General features: G+C 40.6%; 24 protein-coding genes. 9 read left to right on the forward strand and 15 right to left on the reverse strand.

Translation table 11 applies throughout. The annotated features are described in order from the left end of the window. Positions 1-21 precede the first annotated feature (21 nt). From DYH63_RS03035 to DYH63_RS03045, 3 genes are all read right to left on the reverse strand, one after another. The gene (locus tag DYH63_RS03035; protein WP_162926903.1) at positions 22-873 is read right to left on the reverse strand and encodes an alpha/beta hydrolase; all 852 of its coding nucleotides are present in this window, start codon (positions 871-873) and stop codon (positions 22-24) included. A gap of 61 nt (positions 874-934) precedes the next feature. After that, entirely contained in the window at positions 935-1,696 is a 762-nt protein-coding gene (locus DYH63_RS03040) for a C40 family peptidase (protein ID WP_116787397.1), read from the reverse strand. A gap of 231 nt (positions 1,697-1,927) precedes the next feature. Then, positions 1,928-3,106 carry an acetyl-CoA C-acyltransferase gene (locus DYH63_RS03045; RefSeq protein ID WP_116787398.1) on the reverse strand — a complete coding sequence of 393 codons (1,179 nt, stop codon included), beginning with the start codon at positions 3,104-3,106 and terminating at the stop codon, positions 1,928-1,930. A gap of 193 nt (positions 3,107-3,299) precedes the next feature. Here DYH63_RS03045 and DYH63_RS03050 point away from each other — a divergent pair, with 193 nt between their 5' ends. Then, positions 3,300-3,662, forward strand: coding sequence for a hypothetical protein (locus tag DYH63_RS03050; RefSeq protein ID WP_116787399.1), 363 nt, complete (start codon positions 3,300-3,302; stop codon positions 3,660-3,662). 19 nt (positions 3,663-3,681) lie between these two features. Beyond that, positions 3,682-4,029: a hypothetical protein gene (locus tag DYH63_RS03055; protein ID WP_116787400.1), complete on the forward strand. Its 348-nt coding sequence runs from the start codon at positions 3,682-3,684 to the stop codon at positions 4,027-4,029. Positions 4,030-4,133: 104 nt separating this feature from the next. Here DYH63_RS03055 and DYH63_RS03060 read toward each other — a convergent pair whose 3' ends face one another. From DYH63_RS03060 to DYH63_RS03095, 8 genes are all read right to left on the reverse strand, one after another. Continuing rightward, positions 4,134-5,624 (reverse strand): GyrI-like domain-containing protein, encoded by a 1,491-nt coding sequence (locus DYH63_RS03060; protein ID WP_116787401.1) that lies wholly within the window; start codon positions 5,622-5,624, stop codon positions 4,134-4,136. 77 nt (positions 5,625-5,701) lie between these two features. After that, positions 5,702-6,073 (reverse strand): hypothetical protein, encoded by a 372-nt coding sequence (locus DYH63_RS03065; RefSeq protein ID WP_116787402.1) that lies wholly within the window; start codon positions 6,071-6,073, stop codon positions 5,702-5,704. 3 nt (positions 6,074-6,076) lie between these two features. Further along, on the reverse strand, positions 6,077-7,933 hold the full coding sequence (locus tag DYH63_RS03070) for a COG3014 family protein (protein ID WP_116787403.1): 1,857 nt from the start codon (positions 7,931-7,933) through the stop codon (positions 6,077-6,079). A gap of 23 nt (positions 7,934-7,956) precedes the next feature. Further along, positions 7,957-8,547: a penicillin-binding protein activator LpoB gene (locus tag DYH63_RS03075; protein WP_116787404.1), complete on the reverse strand. Its 591-nt coding sequence runs from the start codon at positions 8,545-8,547 to the stop codon at positions 7,957-7,959. A 264-nt stretch (positions 8,548-8,811) separates the two neighbouring features. After that, positions 8,812-9,423, reverse strand: coding sequence for a response regulator (locus DYH63_RS03080; protein WP_116787405.1), 612 nt, complete (start codon positions 9,421-9,423; stop codon positions 8,812-8,814). Then, on the reverse strand, positions 9,420-11,201 hold the full coding sequence (locus DYH63_RS03085) for a sensor histidine kinase (RefSeq protein ID WP_162926904.1): 1,782 nt from the start codon (positions 11,199-11,201) through the stop codon (positions 9,420-9,422). The genes DYH63_RS03080 and DYH63_RS03085 overlap by 4 nt, the downstream gene beginning before the upstream one ends. Before the next feature lie 48 nt (positions 11,202-11,249). After that, complete coding sequence (locus DYH63_RS03090; RefSeq protein ID WP_116787407.1) at positions 11,250-11,744, reverse strand: hypothetical protein; 495 nt, start codon at positions 11,742-11,744, stop codon at positions 11,250-11,252. Between the two features lie 97 nt (positions 11,745-11,841). Then, entirely contained in the window at positions 11,842-12,039 is a 198-nt protein-coding gene (locus DYH63_RS03095; RefSeq protein WP_116787408.1) for a hypothetical protein, read from the reverse strand. 75 nt (positions 12,040-12,114) lie between these two features. Between DYH63_RS03095 and DYH63_RS03100 the strand changes: the two genes are divergently transcribed. Continuing rightward, positions 12,115-12,498 (forward strand): pyrophosphohydrolase domain-containing protein, encoded by a 384-nt coding sequence (locus DYH63_RS03100; protein WP_116787409.1) that lies wholly within the window; start codon positions 12,115-12,117, stop codon positions 12,496-12,498. 80 nt (positions 12,499-12,578) lie between these two features. Here the strand turns inward: DYH63_RS03100 and DYH63_RS03105 are convergent, their stop codons facing one another. Further along, a complete protein-coding gene (locus tag DYH63_RS03105) occupies positions 12,579-13,646 on the reverse strand; it encodes a branched-chain amino acid aminotransferase (protein WP_116787410.1) in 1,068 nt (355 codons plus the stop codon). 196 nt (positions 13,647-13,842) lie between these two features. On the opposite strand from DYH63_RS03105, the gene DYH63_RS03110 reads away from it, so the two are divergent. The 4 genes from DYH63_RS03110 (at position 13,843) to DYH63_RS03125 (ending at position 15,989) form a co-directional block, all read left to right on the forward strand. Next, entirely contained in the window at positions 13,843-14,523 is a 681-nt protein-coding gene (locus tag DYH63_RS03110) for a DUF4920 domain-containing protein (protein ID WP_240409056.1), read from the forward strand. Then, complete coding sequence (locus tag DYH63_RS03115) at positions 14,523-14,987, forward strand: hypothetical protein (protein WP_116787411.1); 465 nt, start codon at positions 14,523-14,525, stop codon at positions 14,985-14,987. The genes DYH63_RS03110 and DYH63_RS03115 overlap by 1 nt, the downstream gene beginning before the upstream one ends. Before the next feature lie 2 nt (positions 14,988-14,989). After that, positions 14,990-15,655 carry a tRNA (5-methylaminomethyl-2-thiouridine)(34)-methyltransferase MnmC2 gene (gene mnmC2, locus DYH63_RS03120; RefSeq protein WP_116787412.1) on the forward strand — a complete coding sequence of 222 codons (666 nt, stop codon included), beginning with the start codon at positions 14,990-14,992 and terminating at the stop codon, positions 15,653-15,655. A gap of 130 nt (positions 15,656-15,785) precedes the next feature. Beyond that, the gene (locus DYH63_RS03125) at positions 15,786-15,989 is read left to right on the forward strand and encodes a hypothetical protein (RefSeq protein WP_116787413.1); all 204 of its coding nucleotides are present in this window, start codon (positions 15,786-15,788) and stop codon (positions 15,987-15,989) included. A 74-nt stretch (positions 15,990-16,063) separates the two neighbouring features. Here DYH63_RS03125 and DYH63_RS03130 read toward each other — a convergent pair whose 3' ends face one another. Next, a complete protein-coding gene (locus DYH63_RS03130; RefSeq protein ID WP_116787414.1) occupies positions 16,064-16,483 on the reverse strand; it encodes an OsmC family protein in 420 nt (139 codons plus the stop codon). A 128-nt stretch (positions 16,484-16,611) separates the two neighbouring features. Beyond that, the gene (locus DYH63_RS03135) at positions 16,612-17,640 is read right to left on the reverse strand and encodes an alpha/beta hydrolase (protein WP_116787415.1); all 1,029 of its coding nucleotides are present in this window, start codon (positions 17,638-17,640) and stop codon (positions 16,612-16,614) included. Positions 17,641-17,772: 132 nt separating this feature from the next. Here DYH63_RS03135 and DYH63_RS03140 point away from each other — a divergent pair, with 132 nt between their 5' ends. After that, positions 17,773-18,753, forward strand: a complete 981-nt coding sequence (locus DYH63_RS03140; protein WP_116787416.1) for a hydrogen peroxide-inducible genes activator — start codon at positions 17,773-17,775, stop codon at positions 18,751-18,753. A gap of 82 nt (positions 18,754-18,835) precedes the next feature. Here DYH63_RS03140 and DYH63_RS03145 read toward each other — a convergent pair whose 3' ends face one another. Beyond that, the gene (locus DYH63_RS03145) at positions 18,836-19,303 is read right to left on the reverse strand and encodes a DUF6495 family protein (RefSeq protein ID WP_116787417.1); all 468 of its coding nucleotides are present in this window, start codon (positions 19,301-19,303) and stop codon (positions 18,836-18,838) included. Positions 19,304-19,524: 221 nt separating this feature from the next. Here DYH63_RS03145 and priA point away from each other — a divergent pair, with 221 nt between their 5' ends. Further along, positions 19,525-21,978: a replication restart helicase PriA gene (gene priA, locus DYH63_RS03150; protein ID WP_116787418.1), complete on the forward strand. Its 2,454-nt coding sequence runs from the start codon at positions 19,525-19,527 to the stop codon at positions 21,976-21,978. Positions 21,979-22,032 lie beyond the last annotated feature (54 nt).

A 22,032-nucleotide genomic window follows, 5' to 3' on the forward strand; every position in this document is an offset into this window, starting at 1 on the left:
TGGGATGCAAGTAAAATTTTATTAGAAATGTACTTCAAAAAAAGCAGTAAGCTTTGCATATACTTCTGCAAAAGTAGCATCATCCCAGTCGCCATGACCACCATTCGGGTAAAAGTTAAACTGATTTACCACGCCCGCCGCATCAAGTGCCGCCTTTAAGCGCGGACCCTGAGTAGCAGGTATAAGCTGATCCTGACCGCCATAAAACGAAAGGGTAGGAGGTGCCTGTGCTGTAATATGTGCAATAGGACTAACTTCTGTTACAGCCTGCTGCGATGGTGTACTGCTGCCTATTACATACAATCCTGCAAGCGGATATAGTGGATGCGATACATAGGCGGGATCAAGAAAATCTGCCGGGCCTACAATATTACAAATGGCCTTTACCTCGTGGCTTGTGTCATATTTATAGCTGTACAACATAGCAATGTGTGCCCCGGCACTGGTGCCTATAAGGCCATAATTACTACTTATGGTGTAGCCACTCTCATTTTTAAGGAAAGCTATGGCTTTTTTAACGTCGTCAATTTGTTTAGGGAAAGCCGCGCTGGTCTCAGTAGCCAGCCTGTAATTAATGTTTACAATGGCATATCCGGGAAATTCGGTTTTTATAAGCGGAATAAAATCTGCAAAATCTTCTTTACTTCCTGCTATCCAGGCACCGCCATGTATAAGGATAATTACTTTAGTTGCAGCAGTGCGTCCTGCGGGCAGGTACACATCCATTATTTGCTGCGGGTCGCTGCCGTAATGTACATCTGTATATTCTTTGGCTACAGCCGTGTCATCAGCAGGAGTCGTGTTGTTATCATCAGAAGAACAGCTTTGCAAAAAGCTGACAAACAGGAATAGTAGTGCGAGTGTCTTTTTCATGTGGTGGTTTTGCATTTTATAAAAGTAACAAACAAAAAGCAAAAAGCAGGCCGAAGCCTGCTTAAATTATTTTTTTGATTACCCTTAGTTTGTGGCTGTGCCTGCCGGTGTCTACGTTGTAAATGCCCAGGTGATCGAGCCTGTCTATACGTACTTTGCCGTGCGCATGGATGATGTAATTATCTTCCATAATAATGCCTACGTGGATAATGCGTCCTTCGTCGTTATCAAAAAAGGCAAGGTCGCCGGGTTCGCTCTCTTCTATAAAGCTTAGTGCTTCGCCCTGAGTGGCCTGCTGGCTGGCATCGCGCAATAAATTGTAGCCGTTTAGCTTATACACCATTTGTACCATGCCGCTGCAATCTATACCAAACGGCGTCTTGCCACCCCATAAGTATGGCGCATTAAGGTATAGATAGGCAGTATCTACAATATTAGCCTTTTCTTTAACACCGGTAGTTTTAAGCCCTTCAAAATGATATTGTTCGGGGTTTAAGCCTTCATTCTCTAAATGGGTAATCGCAGATCCAAGCGATATGGGTAGTAACTGGTTGTTTGGCGAAGCTATAAATTCTATAAGATCGCCATTCATAACAGGATCTGTGTGCTGCAGGGCGCTGTATTCGCTCTCGCTGATGTTGCGAAACTGTTTGTTATCAATCCAGCCATTATAGCCGTCAAAGCCTATTTCTATGCGGCTCCACTTTTCGGTTTGTTCAAGTATTTTAAAATGTTCGCCAAACAACACCTGCGAAGTCATTTCGCTGCGGTCGCTCGGCTCAAGCCGTAATGGTACAATGGCAAGGTTACAAATACCAAACATTCCTTTATTTTATATTTTTTATTTTCTACTGGTTACTTCCCGACAAGTTAGCGATAGTAGCTTTTCTTGTTGCTACAAATATAGCAGGAAATCTCAAGAGATAGGGTATAATTTAGCGCAATGCCTACTATCTTATTCACAAAGTTCTTTACAATTTAAACAAAGAACACCGGACGCAAAACAGCATCCGGTGTTCTCAATATAAGATATAATCTAAAAATAAAAAATTCCTTACGCTCTTTCTATAACAATAGCCGAAGCGCCACCACCGCCATTACAAATAGCAGCTGCACCGGTTTTAGCATTGTTTTGTTCCAGTACGTTAAGCAGGGTAACAATAATACGTGCACCCGAAGCTCCCAGTGGGTGCCCAAGTGATACCGCACCACCGTTTACGTTTACCTTTTCGGCATCAAGGCCAAGGATTTTTGTATTTGCAAGGCCTACTACAGAGAAGGCTTCGTTAAACTCAAAAAAGTCTACTTCTTCTTTAGTAATACCTGCTTTGCTAAGTGCTTTTGGCAATGCCTTAGATGGGGTAGTAGTAAACCATTTTGGTTCCTGCTCAGCATCGGCATACCCTTTTATATAAGCAAGTGGTTTAAGCCCCAGCTCATTTGCTTTGTCTTCGCTCATTATTACCATTGCCGCAGCACCATCATTAATGGTAGAAGCATTTGCTGCTGTTACCGTACCATCTTTCGTAAACACGGCATTAAGCGACGGAATTTTATCCAGCTTTACGTTAGTATATTCTTCGTCTTTGCTTACTATTACAGGTTCGCCCCTGCGTTGTGGTACTGCAACCGCCACCACTTCGTTATCAAACTTACCGGCATCCCATGCAGCGGCAGAGCGCTTGTAAGAGTTTATGGCAAATTCATCCTGCTCTTCGCGGCTTATTTTATATTCTGTAGCACAAAGGTCAGCAAATACGCCCATGGCGTTGTTATCATAAGCATCGCTAAGGCCATCTTTTTGAAGCCCGTCCAGCATTGTTGCAGGGCCAAATTTATAACCGTTGCGCATGTGCACATAGTGCGGTATCTGGCTCATGCTCTCCATACCACCGGCAACAATAATCTCGGCATCGCCGCTTTTAATGGCTTGTGCTGCCTGCATTACGGCTTTCATACCGCTGGCGCATACTTTATTTACTGTTGTGGCAATAACGCTGTCCGGCAGCCCGGCAAGCTTTGATGCCTGGCGTGCGGGCGCCTGGCCCACACCGGCCTGTACTACATTGCCCATAAGAACTTCGTCTACAAGTTCTGGCTTAAGGTTTATTTTTTCGAGTGCGCCTTTAATGGCAGCAGCGCCCAGTTGCGGGGCTGTAAGGGTAGAAAGGCCTCCCATAAAACTGCCTATTGGGGTGCGCACTGCAGATACTATTACAACTTTTTTACTCATGGCTAAAAATGTCTTTGTATTGTTTGTTGTTGCGAATTTAATTAAAAATTATCCACATAAAAACAAATCGTTTAAAAATTATTGTAAATAAATAGGTCTTGTTGAGAATTGATGAAATATATAAGAAGTTGTACTAAAATTGTGCCATATATAATTTTATACGCTAATATTGCAATATACTTATATTTTAACTATGAATGTTTTTGCCGTTTTTATAGCCATCATTGCTATTGTTTATTTGATCAATAAAATATACCGCACACCGGGTAAAGTAGTTTTTACAGAAAATGATAATGCCCATACTTCGGTACTGGCTAATGCAAATACCGAAGCCATAAGCAGGCTTGGCCTTGATGTAAGGGAGCAACTTGTTTTGCAGGAAACCGCCGTTGCCGGAGAGGTGCTTGTAAAAGCGAAAGGTAACGGAACCGGTTACGAAACAATAGGCCAGCTGCATGATATTGAATTATATAAAAAAGTACAACAAAAAAGGGCAAGGGCTAAGATAACCGCCGTGGCCGGCACTGATGTTACTGTAGTGTACAGTTATTCTTAAACCAAAACCACCAACCATTATGTACATACCTATTATTACCATTACCATTATTGTTGTAAAAATAATAATGAAGTTTAGCGATTCCTCTGGCGGAGGCCCTAAAGAATATTCAATCTCGTCTGAACTGGAAGTTAGCGATGAGGTGTTAAGGGCTGTAGACCTTTTTCCGGGCAGGGACCTGATGCTTGTAAATAAGCCGGGAACTCCTGAAGTGCTGGTTAGAGTAAAAGCGGATGATGAACGTTTTTTAGAACTGGGCACTATAGAGAACAGAGAATTGACAGCTAAAGTGATACAAGGCAAGGCTAAGGCAAAAGTGATGTTTGTTACGCCCCGAAGTGTTAAGGTAGAGTTGTCTTACTCATAATAATTATTGTAAAAAACATACCAAAAATGCTGTCTGGTGAGGGCAGCATTTTTGGTATATTATTAAACGGTAAACCTATATAAATAACTGATATAGGTTTTTATTTAGTCATCTGCACGTGGAGGGTTCATATCATCTGCTCTGGGTTCTGCTGGTTTTTTAGCCGCAGGCTTAGGTTTAGCGGTTGTACCGGTACCCGTATTAGTAGCGGGTTTTTTAGTCGTTGTTTCGGCAGGCTTTGTTGCCGTTGCGGTGTTGCTTCCCGTTGATTTTGGCGTATTGCCAGTTGTTGCTGTGCTAGCGGGCTTAGTTGTTGTAGTTGATGCAGCAGGTTTTGCCGATGTACCTGTTTTCGCAGTAGTAGTACCCGAAGGTTTTGGTGTAGTGATGGCACCCGCCGGTTTTTGTGCCGCTGGTGCAGTACCGGATGCGGGTTTAGCTGTCTGGCCTGTATTAGCAGGCTTTGCTGATGTGCCCGCCGGTTTAGGTTGTATGCCTGTGGCGGGTTTCGCTGCGGTGGTGTTGTTTATTGGTGGCAGTGGGGCATCTGTAGCCATTGTATCTGCAGATTCATTAGCTGATGCGCCTATTGGGATATAAATATCTGTTTGCCATTGCGATGGCCTGCGTGTTTGCTTGCTGCCTGTAGCAAAAACCTCGATGTAACTACCGTTTTTGTTTTCTTGTAGCACTTTCTGGTTAATGTAGTCACCTGCTTTTTTCCAAGCCTTTTGCAGATGAGAATAATCGCCCGTAAGTGTGGTTTTAAGTGCAGTATGTGGTATTATTTTACCGCCTTCATATTCACTTCCGGCAGCTGTAAATATTTCGTCCTTAATAGGTATGGCAAAAGTATAGGTAGCGGTTTGTGCCGTTTTATCAAGGTTCTTGTATAATATAAATGGATATCCGGCTGTAGTAATTTTGTTTTGTGCTACAAATGCCTGCAATTTTGCAAAATTTGATGCGGCGGTTTCATTGATGCCTTTAATAGAACCCGTACTTGTGTGGCCTAAGTAAAAAGTTCCGGTTTTTGTTACCAGTCCTTCAACTTCAATATTGTATTTGCGAAGTTCGGTAACCAGAAAAGCATTAAGGTTATCCAGCCCTTTTGATACCGTTGTTTCAAAGCTATTATCAATACCACCGTGCATAAGCGCATTGGCTTTTTCAGAAAATGTAAGCTTACCCGTTAGCTTAACTGTAACTTTAGTGCTATTAAGTGTATCTTTAAATTTCCATGAAATTTGGCTCTCAAGGTCGTTTATAACTGCCTGTTGGCTAATAGAGTCGTTTTCGGCAAGGGCAATAGTGGTTACTTTACCTGTTGTACTGCTTTTTTGCCATTGCATAAAAGCGCCATTGCCACTTGTAGCATTAGAATAATTGTAATTTGCCGTACTGTCAGCATCCTTAAGCAGCCCAAGATTTTCCCAGTTCTTATATTCAGTTATGTAGTTATACAGTACCGGTCGGGGTACGTTTATAACCTTTTGTTCTGTTATGCTATAAGATCCGTTTTGTGTTGCAATAAAAACAGTTATGGCTATCGCAGCCAGTACCAGTAACAGGAACACATATTTTACAATTTTCATTAATGATTTTATATGTCGTAAAATTATAAATAATTCTATTAACAGCCAGTTATCTGCAATTTTTTATGAAAATGATATCATTCACACTCAATATACCCTTGCGGATAGGGAGAAAGGCTCACTTTATCTACAATCAGATAAATGTTTTCGGTAGCGGTATACACTTCCGTATCATTAGTAGTTACCCCCGGATTAAGTATTTTGCGGTGCGTAGTAGTATCATACTGGCCATTTTCATCCTTTATGCTGTAGTTAAAAGATACTACGGTAGTGTAGTCACTTTTAAACTGGGCTTTCCATTTGTGCTGTTCACCATTCTTTCCATCATATTTTAAACGGAATAAAATTTTGCTGTAACAGCTGGTTTTTTGCCATTCGCCCCATTCATTATTGCTTTGCGCAAAGCAAATACCCGAGAACAGCAGTAGCAGTAAAAACAATTTTTTCATGGCTTAAGGTTTTTCTGTTTTTAATATCGTAACATAAAAATCTGGATTTTCCTGTATAAAAGGGTACCACCCCATGGTTTCCTGTCCGGGCTTTAGGTTGTCGCTAAGCTGGTAATACAGCCCGGCAGCCTTACCCTCGTCTTCTGAATGTTCATATTCATCAAGCGATACTACTTTAGTTTGTGTAGTATATGGCTTATCGGTAAGAGTATAAGTAACATTTAGCGGAAATGCCATTGTTGTTTTAAAAGTTATCTTTTTACCCCAATATGTTTTTCCTTCCTTCACTTCTGTATAGCTCGTTACTTTATAAGAAACCCCATCCGGAGTATCTATCCATTTGTCATACTTATCGGCCACTTTTTTATCCATTTTAACCGATGCTACAGCAACAGGAGTAGTTTTAAGGCTATCGGCAGGCTTTTGAGCAGGGAGTAATTGTGTGCGGCCAAGGTCGAAGTAATTTACGATCTGTAACCCTCGCTTGTAAGGAATATGAATTGTATCGGTATCTACCACACCTTGCGGGCCATATTTCTTTATCAGGAATTTATTGTTTCCGGGTACAAGCGATACCCTTGCATAGCTTATTGTAGCAGGCAGCGATTGCCAGTTGCGGGTATCGGCTTTCTCTGTAATAGCGCCTGCTGCATCTGCACCAAGTTTTACAAGTTCTGCCCCGTCATTACCCATGGCCTGTTTAGCAATTTCCTGCAAAAGCAGGCTGCCTCCTTTTTTTGCAGCAAAGCGCACGGCAATATTTACAGCTTCGCGCAGCATGCGGTCTTTAAGGCATTGTTTAGCCACGCTGTAAAAATCCTGTGTGGTTTCAAAGCATTTTTCTTTACCATCTACAACTAATGCCGCTTTGCCATAATAGCTTACACTTTTTGTATATTTAGGTATAGCTATGGCATTTATAGAACCCAGGTTTGTACCCAGGGGTATTGGTAGCAGTATATCATGCACAATGCCATCTTCCATATAGGTGCCATAAAAAAACATTCCTGCGCCGCTGGCTGTTACCACAATCTGGTCTTTTACAGGAGCAAGTCCGTTTTCCCAAAATACAATAGCTTCGCCTGAAGCCTTATCCTGGGCGGGACGGTAACTGGCAGGTAATCCAAATTTTTTGAGATAATCATTGTATTCCTGAGTAAAGCCAAGCGCATATGATGTTCTGAGTAAATCATCTTTTAACTGCTGCGGCATGTTTACGCCAAAGTATGTTCCGTTATTTGCCGAATAAATTTCTTCGGCATTTCGGTAAGCTATAAAAGCATTGTTTATATCGCCGGTACCTTCATACAAAAGTCCCTGTAATATCTGGCTAAAAGCGTCTTTAGTATATTTGTTCTTATTGTTGCGGTATTTGTTGTTGAGTTCTTCGAGCTTTATGTCTATTCGCTTAGCTTCTACCAATGCTTCATCCGGCTGGCCAAGAAAAAAATAGTTAAGCGCTTTATAATAGTGAATGGTTACTTTCTCAAAGTCCTCTCCTTTATATGGCGCAGCCATTGGGTTTGTAAAAGTGGCAGCCAGGGCATGGGCCGCACCGGTAGTAATTTTATCGTCTACCAGTATGTAAGCTTCTTCAAAAAGCTTGTTGCTCTCGGTATAATTGCCCTGTAAGTGCTCCATCTTACCTTTTTCAAGAAGGTAAAGCAGGCGATTGCGTTTTTTGCCCAGAAACTTATTTTTATCTATGGTAGCTGAGGCTTTGGCAAACTGGCCTGTAACCATTTCCTGCTGTATATCGGCAGTTTTCTGGTTATAGGTGCTGCAAGATTGCAGGCTTAGTATAAGGGTAAAAAATACCGCCCCGGTAAGGGCGGCATATAGTTGTCGGGCTTTTTTCATAATACTATAAAAAAGTTGCCTTATTACTTAATAAGTTTCTTGATTTTTTTGTCGCCTATCCACACTTTTTCATTTGTCTGGATGTTTGTAAGTTCAAGGTCTATCTGGTAATAAACTGATTTTTCTTTTTTGTTTTGGTCTACGATAGAGTTTACAGTGCCTTGCAGCATAAAATCGGCACCGTTTTCAAGGCCAAATTTTTTCATTGTGCTTTGCGAAGCATTATTTTGCTGGTCTGCACGTTCTGCCCTTATTTCTTCGCGCATATTACCTGCCTGTACCAGTTTCATACGGCCAGAGTTAATAACGGCTTTTTCTATATCTTTAGAAAACGTTTCGGTAGCAATGTGCTCGTGCGATTTATTAGTTATAAGGCCCACGATTAGTACCGGTTTTTTACCTCCGTTTTCAGATGCGTAAGTACTATACCAGGCATGATCCATAAGTTCTGCGGTTATTTGCTCTGCGGTAAGGCGCGAATCTGTCTCGTTCCAGCGGCCACTAAGGTCTGTAACGGTTGTTTCACTCACACGCTCTACTTTTGGAGCACCACAATTAGATAATGTAAGAGCCAGTGCTAAGGCAGTAAACAATTTTATGGCGTTGTTTTTCATTGGTTTTGTTTTTTGATTGATGTAAAAATACTAATAAATTTTGTTAACACTACTTGTTTTACAAACAGCGTGCCAAAAATATTTTTAAAATAAAATGCCTTCGCAGGGGTGCGAAGGCATTTATTGTCCTAAACCAACTACAAAATAACTAAAATTGAAATTTCAGTTCCCAAAAACGTGTTGAGATTTGTTCGTTGATGCAAAGATTTATAATTCTGACAGATTAAAAAATACCCAACAATAGGTATTTTATAGCTGTGGTATTTAAAAATCATATTTTTTTTCTACAGAGTAACGCATTAGTTCACTTTTTCCCTGTAAATTAAGCTTCTTAAGAATGTTTTTGCGATGTGTGTCTACTGTAGCTTTACCTATAAAAAGCTGATCAGCAATTTCCTGCGAGGTTTTGCCTTCGCCCACCAGCTTTACAATTTCTTTTTCTCTTTTGCTTAATTGTACCTCTCCTGTATCTTCTTTTTGAGGTGTTTTTAGGCCGGTGTCAAAAAAAGTTTCTCCACGGTTTACGGCACGTATGGCTTCGATGACAATCTTTAGGGAAGAGTTTTTAAGGATGTAGCCAGATGCACCTGCTTCCTGCATTTGTGTAATAGCCTCATCTTGTTCAAACATGCTAAACGCAATTATCTTGCAGCCCGGAAATTCCTTTTTTATATGCTTTGCCGCTGTAATGCCATCCATTATAGGCATCCTGATATCTGTGAGTACAATATCAGGTTTCTTGCTTCGCACTATATCCAGCAGGCGGTCGCCATTGTTGGCTTCACCCACCACCTTAAGATCGGGTTCATACTCCAGAAATACTTTCATACCATCTATAAGTGCCTGATGGTCTTCTGCTATGGCTATTGTTATCATAACGGGAGTTCTATTATTATGGTTGCCCCTTTTCCGGGGATTGAATCTATGGTAATTGTTCCTTTTAACTGTGCAATTTTTTGATGTATGGTGGCAATGCCCATGCCGTCGGATTTTATTTGTGCAGGGTCAAAGCCTACACCATTGTCTTCTATAATAATGTTAATACTGTCTTCGTGGTTAGTAAGCTGTACCGTGGCCTCTGTGGCCTGGCTGTGTTTAATTATGTTGGTAGATAATTCCTGTATGAGCCTAAAGATAGCAATTTCGAGTGTGTTATCCAGCGGTTTTGTAAATCCATAAGGTATAAACTGCATCTCAAGCTTGCCGGGTGTAGATATTTTATCTACCAGTTTTTTAACCGCCGGTATCAGGCCTTCAGCTGCCAATACTCCGGCATTATTAGTATGTGCCAGTCTGCGTACTTTGTGGTAAGCTTCTTCTATAAGTTCGTCTGTGCGTTCAAACAGCATAGCTTCTGTAGCATCTACACCATTTTTACGCATTTTAAGATTTTCAAAGTTCATTTTAAGCGTTGCAAGCATACTGCCCAGATTATCGTGCAGGTCGTTAGCTATGCGCTGGCGCTCGCGTTCCTGCCCTTCGAGCAACAGGTCTATGCTTTGCAGCTCATGGTCTTTAAGTACTTTTTCAAGTTTTTGCTGATCAATTATTTTTTCCTGGCGGCTTATCTTTTCTTTTCTGCGAGAGTTTTTAATGATCAGGGCACTTATTGAACCTATTGCTATAGCTATGGCTATGGCGGTGTATAAAAGGATACGGTTAGTTTGCATATCGCCTTTTAACACCTTGTTTTCAAGTTCTTTTTCTTTTGTTTTGTATTTGGTCTCTAAATCGCGAATAACGGCATGCTGTTGCTCTTCTTTAACGCTATCGTGGTATTTATTAGAGAGTTCGAGGTACTGGTATGCGTTTTTATAGTCTTTTAGTTCAGAATAGTAGGTTGATATCCGGTAAGCAAATATCTCTTTTTCTTTATTTCTGTATTTTTTGATGGGTAAATCAAATGCGGTTTTAGAAACTTCTATAGCCTTTTTGTAATCTCCTAAAACAGAGTAGGCTGCTGCCTGGTTAGCATAATTAGAAGATAAATCTGTAAGATCTCCGCTTTTTTCCAGGTAAGGAATGTCTTTTTTAAGGTAGTATAAGGCTGAGTCCGGCATCTTAAGATAATCCGTAAACAGTAACGATAAATTTGTATATACGGCAGATTGAGATACCCTGTCATTTTGTTGATTTGCAAGCAGTAATGCCTTTCTGTAAAACTTAAGGCTTACATTAGCCTTGCCCTCTACCTGATAGTAATCTGCCTGCATTAAAAAGGCATTGATCATTTTTTCCTTATTGCCGGATGCCTCTGCATATTTTAAGTATTCTTCTGCATAAGGCCAGGCATCGGTAGAGGTAGCTTCGCTGTAAAAAATGGTATTAAACAGCATGCGATAAATTTCCATTTCTGCCTCTGTGCTGTCTATAGCATGGTAAATTTTTTGTGCTTCTTTAAGTACTTTAAAAGCATTGGCATCGTTGTTAACGCCTATATAATACTGAGCAAGCGCTCTTTTATATAGCGCCTTATCTGCCGGCCTGGTTATTTTTGATTTTATCCGGGTTAGTTTTTTTAGTAGTACATCAGGGTCATCTTCATAAGCATTTTTTTGAATTTTTGCTAAATCGGGATCATACTGTGCAAATGAATTGCTGATGGCAAAAAATACCATCAGCAATAAAATAGGCTTTATTAAGGCAGCCCTCATGTTTTTTATCATAATCAAAATAAATAATTGCTACCCTTAAATGTATGGTTACATTATACCCAGTTTTTTAGGCATTAATATGCCACGGCCAGATTTTTTAGGCATAAACGGGCTTTCTAAATTGTTTTTATTACTAGTACCGGTTGTAGTTTGCGCTGGCGGTGCTGCATCATAATAATTAAGCCTTGCAAACACTTCGTCTTTATCGTCATCATGCATTATGATAACATTAATATTATCGGTTGCAGTTATTAATGCGCATGATGCGTCTATATTTATAAGGTTTTCCTGTTTTACATTAAATGTTATAACAGTAGCAGGGTCGTTTGTTTCGCCCTTTAAAGCGCTGTTTTTGCCATTTTCTATTTCCATAAAAATAAGCAAAACATTAGGGTAGTTGTTGCTCGAAAAATTGTAAACTTTATTAGTATGAAATTTATAGGTACCTTCTCCTGGTTTTGGGGTAGGTAGATAAACATTGTAGGTAGCTACAAAAGTGTCAGGATTGTAGGTGCCCTCACCGGTGTAAACAGCTTTAGACATTGATTTATATTTTAATGGTTAATAGTACAAAAATCATAAATTATGAACAATAAAAAATCCCCATTTATGGGGATTTTTTATCATACGGTGTGTGCCTTTAATTTGTAGTATCTTTTGTAAGAAACTTAATTACAAACAGTAAGGCTATAAACAGCAAAAAGCATAATAAAATGAGGTAGCTGTTTTTATAATATTTTTTGTGTAAGGGTAGGTCTTTGCGGTACATAAACACCAGTACGGTAGCAAAAACTATAATAAAGGCGATGGCAAAAATGATTTGTCCGGTGGTAAACATGTTGAAATCTTTTTTTACAAAACTACATATTAACGTTCATTAAACCTTATTTTTAAAACGATAAAATAAGCAATTATGAAAAAACAACTTGATGCCGTAACGCAGTTTCATACATCTTTTAAACTGGGTGTAAGCGATGCGCCCCGGGCAAGCTTAGGCGATAGCGTTAACCTGCTGCGTTACAACTTAATGAAGGAAGAAAATGAAGAATATCTTGAAGCCGTACAAAATAGCGACCTTACAGAGGTGGCCGACGCGCTGGGAGATATGCTGTATATATTATGTGGCACCATTATAGAACATGGACTACAATATAAGATAGAAGAAGTATTTGATGAAATACAGCGCAGTAATATGAGTAAGCTTGATGATAACGGCCTGCCGATATATCGCGAAGATGGTAAGGTAATGAAAGGGCCTAAGTACTCTAAGCCAGATTTTACAGCAATTCTTAAGTAGTTTTAAGTGAACAGTGTTCAGTTACATCAGAGATTAATCTGCTAACTGAACACTGTTTACTGTAAACTTATATTGTAAACTTATATCTTCTCCGTCCACCCAAAGGTGTCTTCGGCAAGCTTGTTCTGTATACTAGTAAGTTTTTCTTTTAGCTCCAGTGCCACCGGATTTTCCTGTTTAGGCAGTTCATAATAAACATCCTGGTAGCTAAAGCCTTCAATAGGGCTTATTACAGCTGCAGTACCGGCGCCAAAAATTTCTTTTAGCGATCCGTTTTTCATGCCTTCAATAAGCTCTGCTACTAAAACAGGGCGTTCTTCTACCGTAATACCATCACGTTTTGCAATGTCTATAAGGCTCTTACGCGTTACGCCATCCAGTATCCTTTCGCTGGTAGGAGCTGTGCAAAGTGTATCGTTTATCCTGAAAAATACGTTCATGGTACCGGCCTCTTCAAGCTTGGTATGTGTAGCATCATCCGTCCATATTACCTGCTGGTAACCTTGTTCGTTAGCTAACTTTGTAGGATAAAATTGAGATGAATAGTTACCGGCTGCCTTTGCTGCACCAATACCACCATTGGCCGCACGGCTAAAGTGCTCTGCTATAAGCACCTTAACTTCGCCCTGGTAGTATGACTTAGCCGGAGACATAATAATCATAAACCTGTATTGAGCAGATGGCGATGCTATAACACCGTGACCTGTGGCTATCATGAACGGACGCAGGTATAGCGAGTTGCCTTTACCTTTTTTAACCCATTCGCGGTCTATATTTATAAGTTGCCTAAGGCCTTCTATAAATACCTCTTCAGGTACTTCGGGCATTGCCAGCCTTACTGCAGATTTATTAAAACGTTCAAAGTTTTGGTCAGGGCGAAAAAGCCAGATATCATCTTTTTCATCCTTATAAGCTTTCATGCCTTCAAAAATTGCCTGCCCGTAATGGAACACCCTCGAAGAAGGATCCATAAGCATGGGGGCATAGGGTTCAATAACCGGAGTACCCCATTCGCCATTTTTGTAATCGCAATACAGCATATGGTCTGTAAAAACATTACCAAACGGCAGGTTCTCAAAATCTACCGAGCCAATTTTAGAGGTCTCGGCTTTCTGAACTTTAATAGTAAAAGTAGGGTTTCCGCTCATTAGTATAGTGTAGTTAAGAATTAGTCGCGTATTAGCAAATTTACTAAAAAATCATCTTATAGCCGTTTTTAACAAATAAAAATGAAAAATAAAAAAATAAAATACTGAAACAAAGAATTATAAATAACGATTAAGGCATTGGTACATTTAAAGTTTCTGTATAAATTTGTCACATACAAATGTAATTTAGTTATAAATGAATAAATCAGTGCTTGTAATGGCAGCCCTGCTTTCGCTGGCTGCGTGCAAAAAAAATGAAACCGAAGTAAAGTCTGAAGAGACTGTGATTGAAGGAAAGGCAGATACCGTAAGGGTTGATACAGATACTGTTGTGGCAAATGAGGCAACAGAAGCTGTAGAAAAGCCGGAAATGCCTGAGAAAACGGAGGCTGCCGAGAAACCTGAACAAGCTGAAAAGGCAGAAAAAGCTGAGAAACCTGAAGTTAAGGTAACGGCTGCAAAAACTTTAAAAGTTGATTATGCAGTTTTTGGCGATAAGATAGTAGCAGACAAGGCACTTACAAAAGAAGAAATGTACAGTAAGTATAAAGGCCTTAAGTCTGGCGATACCGTAAACGTAAAGTTTGCTACTAAAATTAATGATGTTTGCAAAAAGAAAGGCTGTTGGATGAGCTTAGAGCTGCCTAATGGCAAAGAATCATTTGTAAAGTTTAAAGACTATGCGTTTTTTGTACCGCTAAACGCCGACGGCCAGCAGGCTGTAGTAAGTGGTAAAGCTTTTGTAAGTGAGGTATCTGTAGCGCAGCTTAGGCATTATGCTAAAGATGGCGGGCAGAGTGAGGCAGACATTGCTAAAATTACCGAGCCAAAGGTTACTTACGGATTTTTAGCCGATGGCGTACTGATAAGCAAGTAATGGGGAGATTTTTATTAGTTGCCCTATGCGGCCTTGTTTTAATGGGATGCAGGCAGGAACCAAAACCTGAAGTTGAAGCGCCCGTAAAAAAAGACACTGCAGATTGTACTAAAACCGCTACAAAAGCGTTTAAAATGTATGAGCTTAGCGAAATGGCATCGCTTATGGAGCGTATGTATGCAGAGAACAGCCAGCTTAAACAGCGTATTGTAAATGGCGATACACTGGGGAAGTTTCCTGAATATATGCTCAAGATACATTCGGCTAAACTGACGGATGAATCTGATAATGATGCTTTTTTTAAAGAGAACGCTGCTAATTTTATAAAGGCGCAGCGCACTATTTATGAAGACCCTAAAACTGCTAAGCAACATTTTAATGATATGGTTACAGCCTGTATTACCTGCCATGAAGGTAAATGTGGCGGGCCTATACAGCGTATTAAAAAGCTTTATATTAAGTAGTTTTGAGAAGAGAAATTATTACAACAGGCGATGGATCTGTAACGATACACCTGCCGGACAAGAATGAAAACTATCATTCTAAGTTTGGTGCCATTACAGAGGCGCGCCATGTATTTATAAACAATGGGCTGGCGCTTACAAAAGGCAGGCCTGTTGCAATTTTAGAAATAGGCTTTGGTACCGGGCTTAATGCGTTTATAACGTATGCCGAGGCACTTAAATCTGGCCAGGTAATAAACTATACCGGGGTAGAAGCATACCCGGTAGCAGAGGAAGAGGCAAAGCAGATGAACTATGCATCTGAACTTGAAACCGGGGAGGAAGGAAAAACAGTGTTTGAGGCAATGCATGCTGCGCCCTGGGGCGAAGCAGTTAGTATAAACGATAAATTTACGTTAACTAAACAGCAAAAATTTTTCCATGAAATAAATGATGCTGAAATTTACGACCTCATTTATTTTGATGCCTTTGGTTATCCTGTGCAGCCGGAACTTTGGAGCGAGGAAATTTTTTCTAAAATGTATAAGGCCTTAAAGCCGGGTGGAATATTGGTTACCTATGCGTGCAGGTCTGTTATTAAAAATAATATGAAAGCTGTGGGTTTTATTACAGAGAAACTTCCGGGGCCTCCTGGCAAACGGGAAATGCTTAGAGGTGTGAAATCATAAATGAATGTTAAAAAATTATCATATTAAAAAATTTAATAGGTTAAAATTATTGCATTCATTTTTTTAATCGATAAATAATTATACCTTTACCACATGTTCTTATAATCATAACCTCAATCATTTTACTATTATGCCTGCATCCATGTTTAACTACACCAAAACAGTGTTGGAAAAAATGAGTTTTGACCCAATATTGTTTTGTAAGGAAGTAGAAAAAGCACTGAAGACGCTGTTACCATATGAACTGGAACAGCTGATAGACTGGCTTTACAACTACACTACCGGCAAGCCTGAACTACAGGTATGCCTTACAGCAGTAGAAAATAAAAAATAACCTTTATTTCTTTTTAGAAAAAATAGGCCCGTAACTAAAAGTTTCGGGCCTATTATATTTAAAGCAGTTTTTAATTAAGCTATCAATGTAGCAGATAATGTAATTTCAGCATTAAGCAGCTTAGATACAGGGCAAATTTCTTTTGCTTTAGTGGCCAGCTCCTGGAAATCCTGATCGCTAAGTCCCGGTACGCTTGCTTCCAGCTTAAGGTGAACTTTTGTAATGGTACCGTCTTCAAAAGTCACCTGAGCCTCTGTGTTAAGGTCTTCGGGTGTAAATCCTTTTTCTGATATAAGGAAGCTTAACTGCATAGTGTAGCAGCCAGAGTGTGCAGCGCCTACAAGCTCTTCAGGATTAGTGCCTACACCGTCTTCAAAACGTGTTTTGAATGATAATTGTGCATTATTAAGGGTAGTGCTTTCTGTGCTTACAGATCCTTTTCCGTCTTTCCCTGTTCCTTTCCAGTTTGTAGATGCTTTTCTTGTAAATTTCATGATGTTTAAATTTTAAGGTTTTAATTATTTAATTATGATGGCTTTTTGTAAGAGTATTATTCGTAAAGTTATTAATTAATAGCCCTTAACGGTTAAGCCTGTATTATATTTATTTGTTAATCTTAGAATTAATTGTGCAATTTGTCTTTCAGCGCGTCTGTAGCCTGTTTTATGGCTGCTCGCGGTGCAGGTGTATTTGTAATAGGGTTTAGCATTACAAAATCGTGAATGGTACCTATGTAGCGTGTGGCAGTAACTTTTACACCGGCAGCATTTAGCTTTTTCGCATAAGCCTCGCCTTCATCACGCAATACATCATTTTCAGCAGTAATGATCAATGCTTCCGGAAGATTTTGCAGTTGCTCAATATCAGCGCGTAGTGGCGATGCGGTAATTTGGTTACGGTCGGCTTTGTTAGGCGCATACTGGTTCCAGAACCATATCATGGCATTGAGGGTTAAAAAGTGCCCGTTAGCAAATTGCTGGTATGATGCGGTATTAAAGTTAGCGTCGGTTACAGGGTAGAACAATAGCTGGTAATCAATCTGCGGACCTTTGCGTTCTTTTGCCATCAGGGTAACGGCTATCGCCATGTTACCGCCTACACTGTCGCCGCCCACGGCTATTTTAGACGTGTTAAAGCCAAGTTTGCTGCCATTTTCTTTAATCCATTTTGTAGCGGCATAAGATTCTTCATTTGCCTGAGGGTAGCGGGCTTCGGGGGTGGGAGTGTAGTTTACAAATACTACGGCAATGTTAGCGCCTACAGCCAGTTCTCTTACCAGGCGGTCGTGGGTAAAGGCGTTGCCCAGTATCCATCCGCCACCATGAAAGTACATAAGTACCGGTAGCTTTTCTTTACTGCCCTGCGGTTTTACAATTCTGATGGACACTGTGCGGCCATCCTGTGTAATGGTTTTTTCTTCAATGTCTACAGGTAGTTTTTTGTAATCGCCCGTTTGTGCATTGATAAGTACATTACGGGCATCCTGTATAGATAGTTCATAAAGTTGCGGGCCTGTGCCGCTGTGTACTGCTTTTAAAAACTCGCGGGTATTTTTTTCTACATTGTAGCTTCCTGCAAGCGATGGATCGGTTTGGGCGTGGGCGGCATTTAATCCTAAAAATGCTAAGGCCATTACTGTTATTTTTTTCATGATATAAAAGATTAACTGAGTTTATAATTTCGGGCTTCTCATTTCCCTTATTTTGATGAGACAAATTTATTCCAGCATCACATATAAATCAAATTAATAATTTTTTACCTTTATAAAATAAAATTATAATTAATGACGCTCCAGCAACTCAAATATATCATAGCTCTTGATGAACACCGCCATTTTGCAAGGGCTGCCGAAGAATGTATGGTGAGTCAGCCAGGACTTACCATTCAGCTAAAAAACCTTGAAGAAGAGATAGGAATAAAGATATTTGACCGTACAAAGGTACCTTTAAAGCCAACTTTAGTAGGGACAGAAATTATCGAAAAAGCAAAAAAACTGCTTCGGGAAGCAGATGCCATCCGTGATTTTGTCGTTAATAAAAAAAATGACCTTAAAGGAAAAGTAACGCTTGGCGTTATAAGTACATTGTCGCCCTACATTATGCCACTGTTTATAAAGGCAATGCGCCAGGCAGTACCGCAAATGCATTTTACCATTAAAGAAATGGGGACGGGCCAGCTGATGCACGGGCTGGAAACCGGAAGTATTGACATTGCGCTTATGGCTACGCCCACAGGGCATCCGGGCTTAAGGGAGTATCCTGTGTTTCAGGAGCCTTTTGTTGCCTACCTTAACGAAGGGCACCCTATGGCAACGGCAACGGAATATGAACTACAACCGCAGGACAGGCCTGAATTGTTATTACTGCAAAGCGAGTATTGCTACAATGCCCAACTGCTGGATATCTGCGGAATAAAAGATGGTGGATATAAAGAAGAGCAGTTTAGCTACGATATTAACTCAATAGAAACACTTAAAAACCTGGTAAGGGCAGGGTTGGGGTTTGCCCTTGTACCACAACTATCGGTGCTTAATGAACAGGAATCAACTTTATATAAGCCATTTAAGGAACCGGTTCCTGTGCGTGAAATAAGCCTGGTGGTGGCAGATACTTTTAACCGTAAGCTGTTACTCGAAAAAATGAATGAAGCCTTATGGAGCTGCCTGCCTGAAAGCATTAAAAAAGACAAGCCATATAAAAAGATTCGCTGGAACGACTCGCCTTACTTTATTGAAAAGGTGAGTGAAGCTATGAAAGGTAAATAATGAGTTAGCCACGAATTACACAAATTGACACTAACAAATTGAAATAATTCTTGAAATTTGTGTAATTCGTGGCTTTGAAATTTTAGAACATGTCTTCCAGCTCTTTATATAAAGTACCGTCGCTAAGCATAGCGCCCTGTTCTATAAGGCTGAAGATTTCGGTATTACGGTCTTCGCCAAAATCTTTTTTGCCGCGGCTCAGGTGTACTTCCTTACTAAAAATATTTTCGTTAAGCCATTGCAATCCGCCTTCGGTCAAAAAGTCGGCCAGTGGGGTATGGGCATGTATTACAATACTTTCCATATTCTCTTTACCCAGTTTAAAAAGAAAAATGTGGTTTTTAGAGTAATGCTCCAGCCATTCGGCTTTATCCATTACGCTTTCCCATATCAGGTCGCTAAAAACATCAATTTCCTGTTCAGCAACTTCTGGTTTTTCCTGTTTCAGGGTATCCCATTCGCCTTTATCTATAGACTGAGAGGCCAGGAAGCGGATGAATTCTTCATGCAATTCTTCAAGCTGTTCCTTAGTAAGTCGGGTATATTTCATAATATATTTTTTTGCAATAGATTACACAAATTGAATCCGTGTAAAATATGCAGGTTAAGATCTTAATTAAATTTGTGCAAATTTGTGTAATTCGTGGCTGAATAACTAATGACCGATAAAAAACTTTTTCATTGGGTAGCAACCTGAGGAAACTTGCGAGAGGACAATCTGCCTAAAAATTGTAAGACTTTCTTCTTATCTTTGCAATACAACACTTATATATGCCTTATTTTATTGAAGTAATCCTGCCGCTTGCTGTGCCGCGTACCTTTACCTATGCGGTAAACGAGGCAGAGTACCAATTTTTGCGGCCCGGTATGCGGGTAGCGGTACCCTTTGGTAAAAATAAGTTATACACGGGCATGGTAAAAACGCTGCACCAAAACCCGCCGCTGCTTTATGCTGCCAAAGAGATTGACCAAATACTCGACGACACTCCCATTGTTACACCTTACCAGTTACAACACTGGCAGTGGATAGCTGAATATTATATGTGTACCATTGGCGAAGTGTATAAGTCGGCATTACCAAGTGGGCTATTGCTTGAGAGTGAAACTATAATATCTGCGCAGCAGGGCTATAGCCCCGATACGGGCGATCTTACCGATGACGAATACCTGATATATGAAGCGCTGCAAAATCAAAGCGCTCTTAAAGTGCAGGAGGTTACAGCCATACTCAATAAAAAAACGATATTGCCCATACTCAACAGGCTGATATCTAAAAATGTAATATCATTACAGGAAGCCGTTTCAGAAAAATATAAGCCTAAGAAAATACGCTATGTGCGCCTGCAGGAAGAGTTTTTAAAAGAAGAACAGTTAAATGAATTGCTGGAACTGCTAAGCCGTGCCCAAAAACAGCGCGAGGTAGTAATGCAGTATTTTCAGTTACAGGCACGCGACCGCAATAAGCCCATTACACATAAGGCATTGCTTGAAGCTTCGGGCAGTACGGCTGCAACCATAAAGTCGCTTGTAGATAAAAATATATTAGAAGAATATTATATTGAAGAAGACCGTGTAAGCTTTACAGGTAGTGCTACCGCAGGTTTTGCGCTAAGCGAAAAACAACAGGAAGCATTTTTAGCCATAAAGGCTGGTTTTGAAACGCATCCGGTTACCTTGCTGCACGGCATTACCAGCAGCGGAAAGACAGAGGTGTATATTAAACTGATCGAAGAATATATAAGTAGTGGTAAGCAGGTGCTGTACCTGCTGCCGGAAATTGCCCTTACTACACAGCTTGTACATCGCCTTACGGCTTACTTTGGTAATAAGGTGGCGGTGTTTCATTCTAAATATACCAATAACGAGCGCGTTGAGGTATGGCAGCAGGTACTACAGGGGTCAGATAAGGCGCAGGTGGTTATTGGTGCGAGGTCAGCACTGTTTCTCCCGTTTGAGAGTTTAGGGCTTATTGTAATTGACGAAGAGCATGAGCAAACTTTTAAACAGCAGGATCCTGCACCGCGTTATCATGCCCGCGATGCTGCTATAGTACTGGCGCATGCCTATGGTGCTAAGGTACTTTTGGGCTCGGCTACGCCAAGTATTGAGAGCTATACCAATGTGCAAAGTGGTAAATATGCACTGGTAGAAATGAAGGAGCGTTTTGGTAAAGTACTGCCGCCGGAGATTGTTCTTATCGACCTTAAGGATAAGTACAAACGCAAGCAAATGACCGGCCACTTTAGCGATACCCTTACCGAGGCCATTGCCGAAACCCTTGTGCTAGGCAAGCAGGTTATCCTGTTCCAGAACCGACGGGGCTTTTCGCCGTGGGTAGAATGTATGACCTGCGGACACGTGCCGCAATGCCCGCAATGCGATGTAAGCCTTACCTATTATAAGTACAAGAACCAGCTGCGCTGCCATTATTGCGCCTACCATATTGCCATGCCCACGCACTGCCATCAGTGCCACAGTACCGATATTAGTACCAAAGGCTTTGGTACAGAACAGATAGAGCAGGAGCTTAAAATGCTGTTTCCCGCTAAAAACTCGTGGCGTATGGACCAGGATACCACACGTGGTAAACATGGCTATGAGAAGATAATCGATGCGTTTAAAAATCGTGAGATAGATATACTCGTTGGTACGCAGATGCTGGCCAAAGGTTTACACTTTGACAACGTGGGGATGGTAGGGATACTAAATGCCGATAATATGTTGTACCAGCCAGATTTTCGTGCCTTTGAAAGGGCGTACCAAATGATGGTGCAGGTTGCAGGACGTGCCGGGCGAAAGAACGATCGCGGCATGGTGTACATTCAAACATACAATCCCTTACATAATGTTATCCGCCAGGTTACCGAGAATGATTATGAAGGTATGTTCAGGGAGCAGCTGTATGAAAGGCATAACTTTAAATACCCGCCTTATTTCAGGATGGTACGCATTATCCTGAAACATAAAGATTATGAAAAGCTGAAAAATGGCGCTATGTGGCTCTACAATGTTTTGGCACAACAGCTCAATATCCCGGTTCTGGGTCCTGAAGAACCTGCCATAAGCCGCATCCGTAACGAGTACATTCGCACCATTATGGTTAAGATACCACTTGGGGCAGCGCTGGGAACTACAAAAAGGCAAATTCAAAAAACACTGGATAGCATGGATGCCATAGCACAGTACCGATCTATAAAAGTTACTGTAAACGCAGATCCATATTAATTTTAGGTATTAAAAATCTCTTTTACTAAGCTGGATAATATATTACTAAGCTTT

Source organism: Flavobacterium psychrotrophum (assembly GCF_003403075.1).
Taxonomy (GTDB): Bacteria; Bacteroidota; Bacteroidia; order Flavobacteriales; family Flavobacteriaceae; genus Flavobacterium; species Flavobacterium psychrotrophum.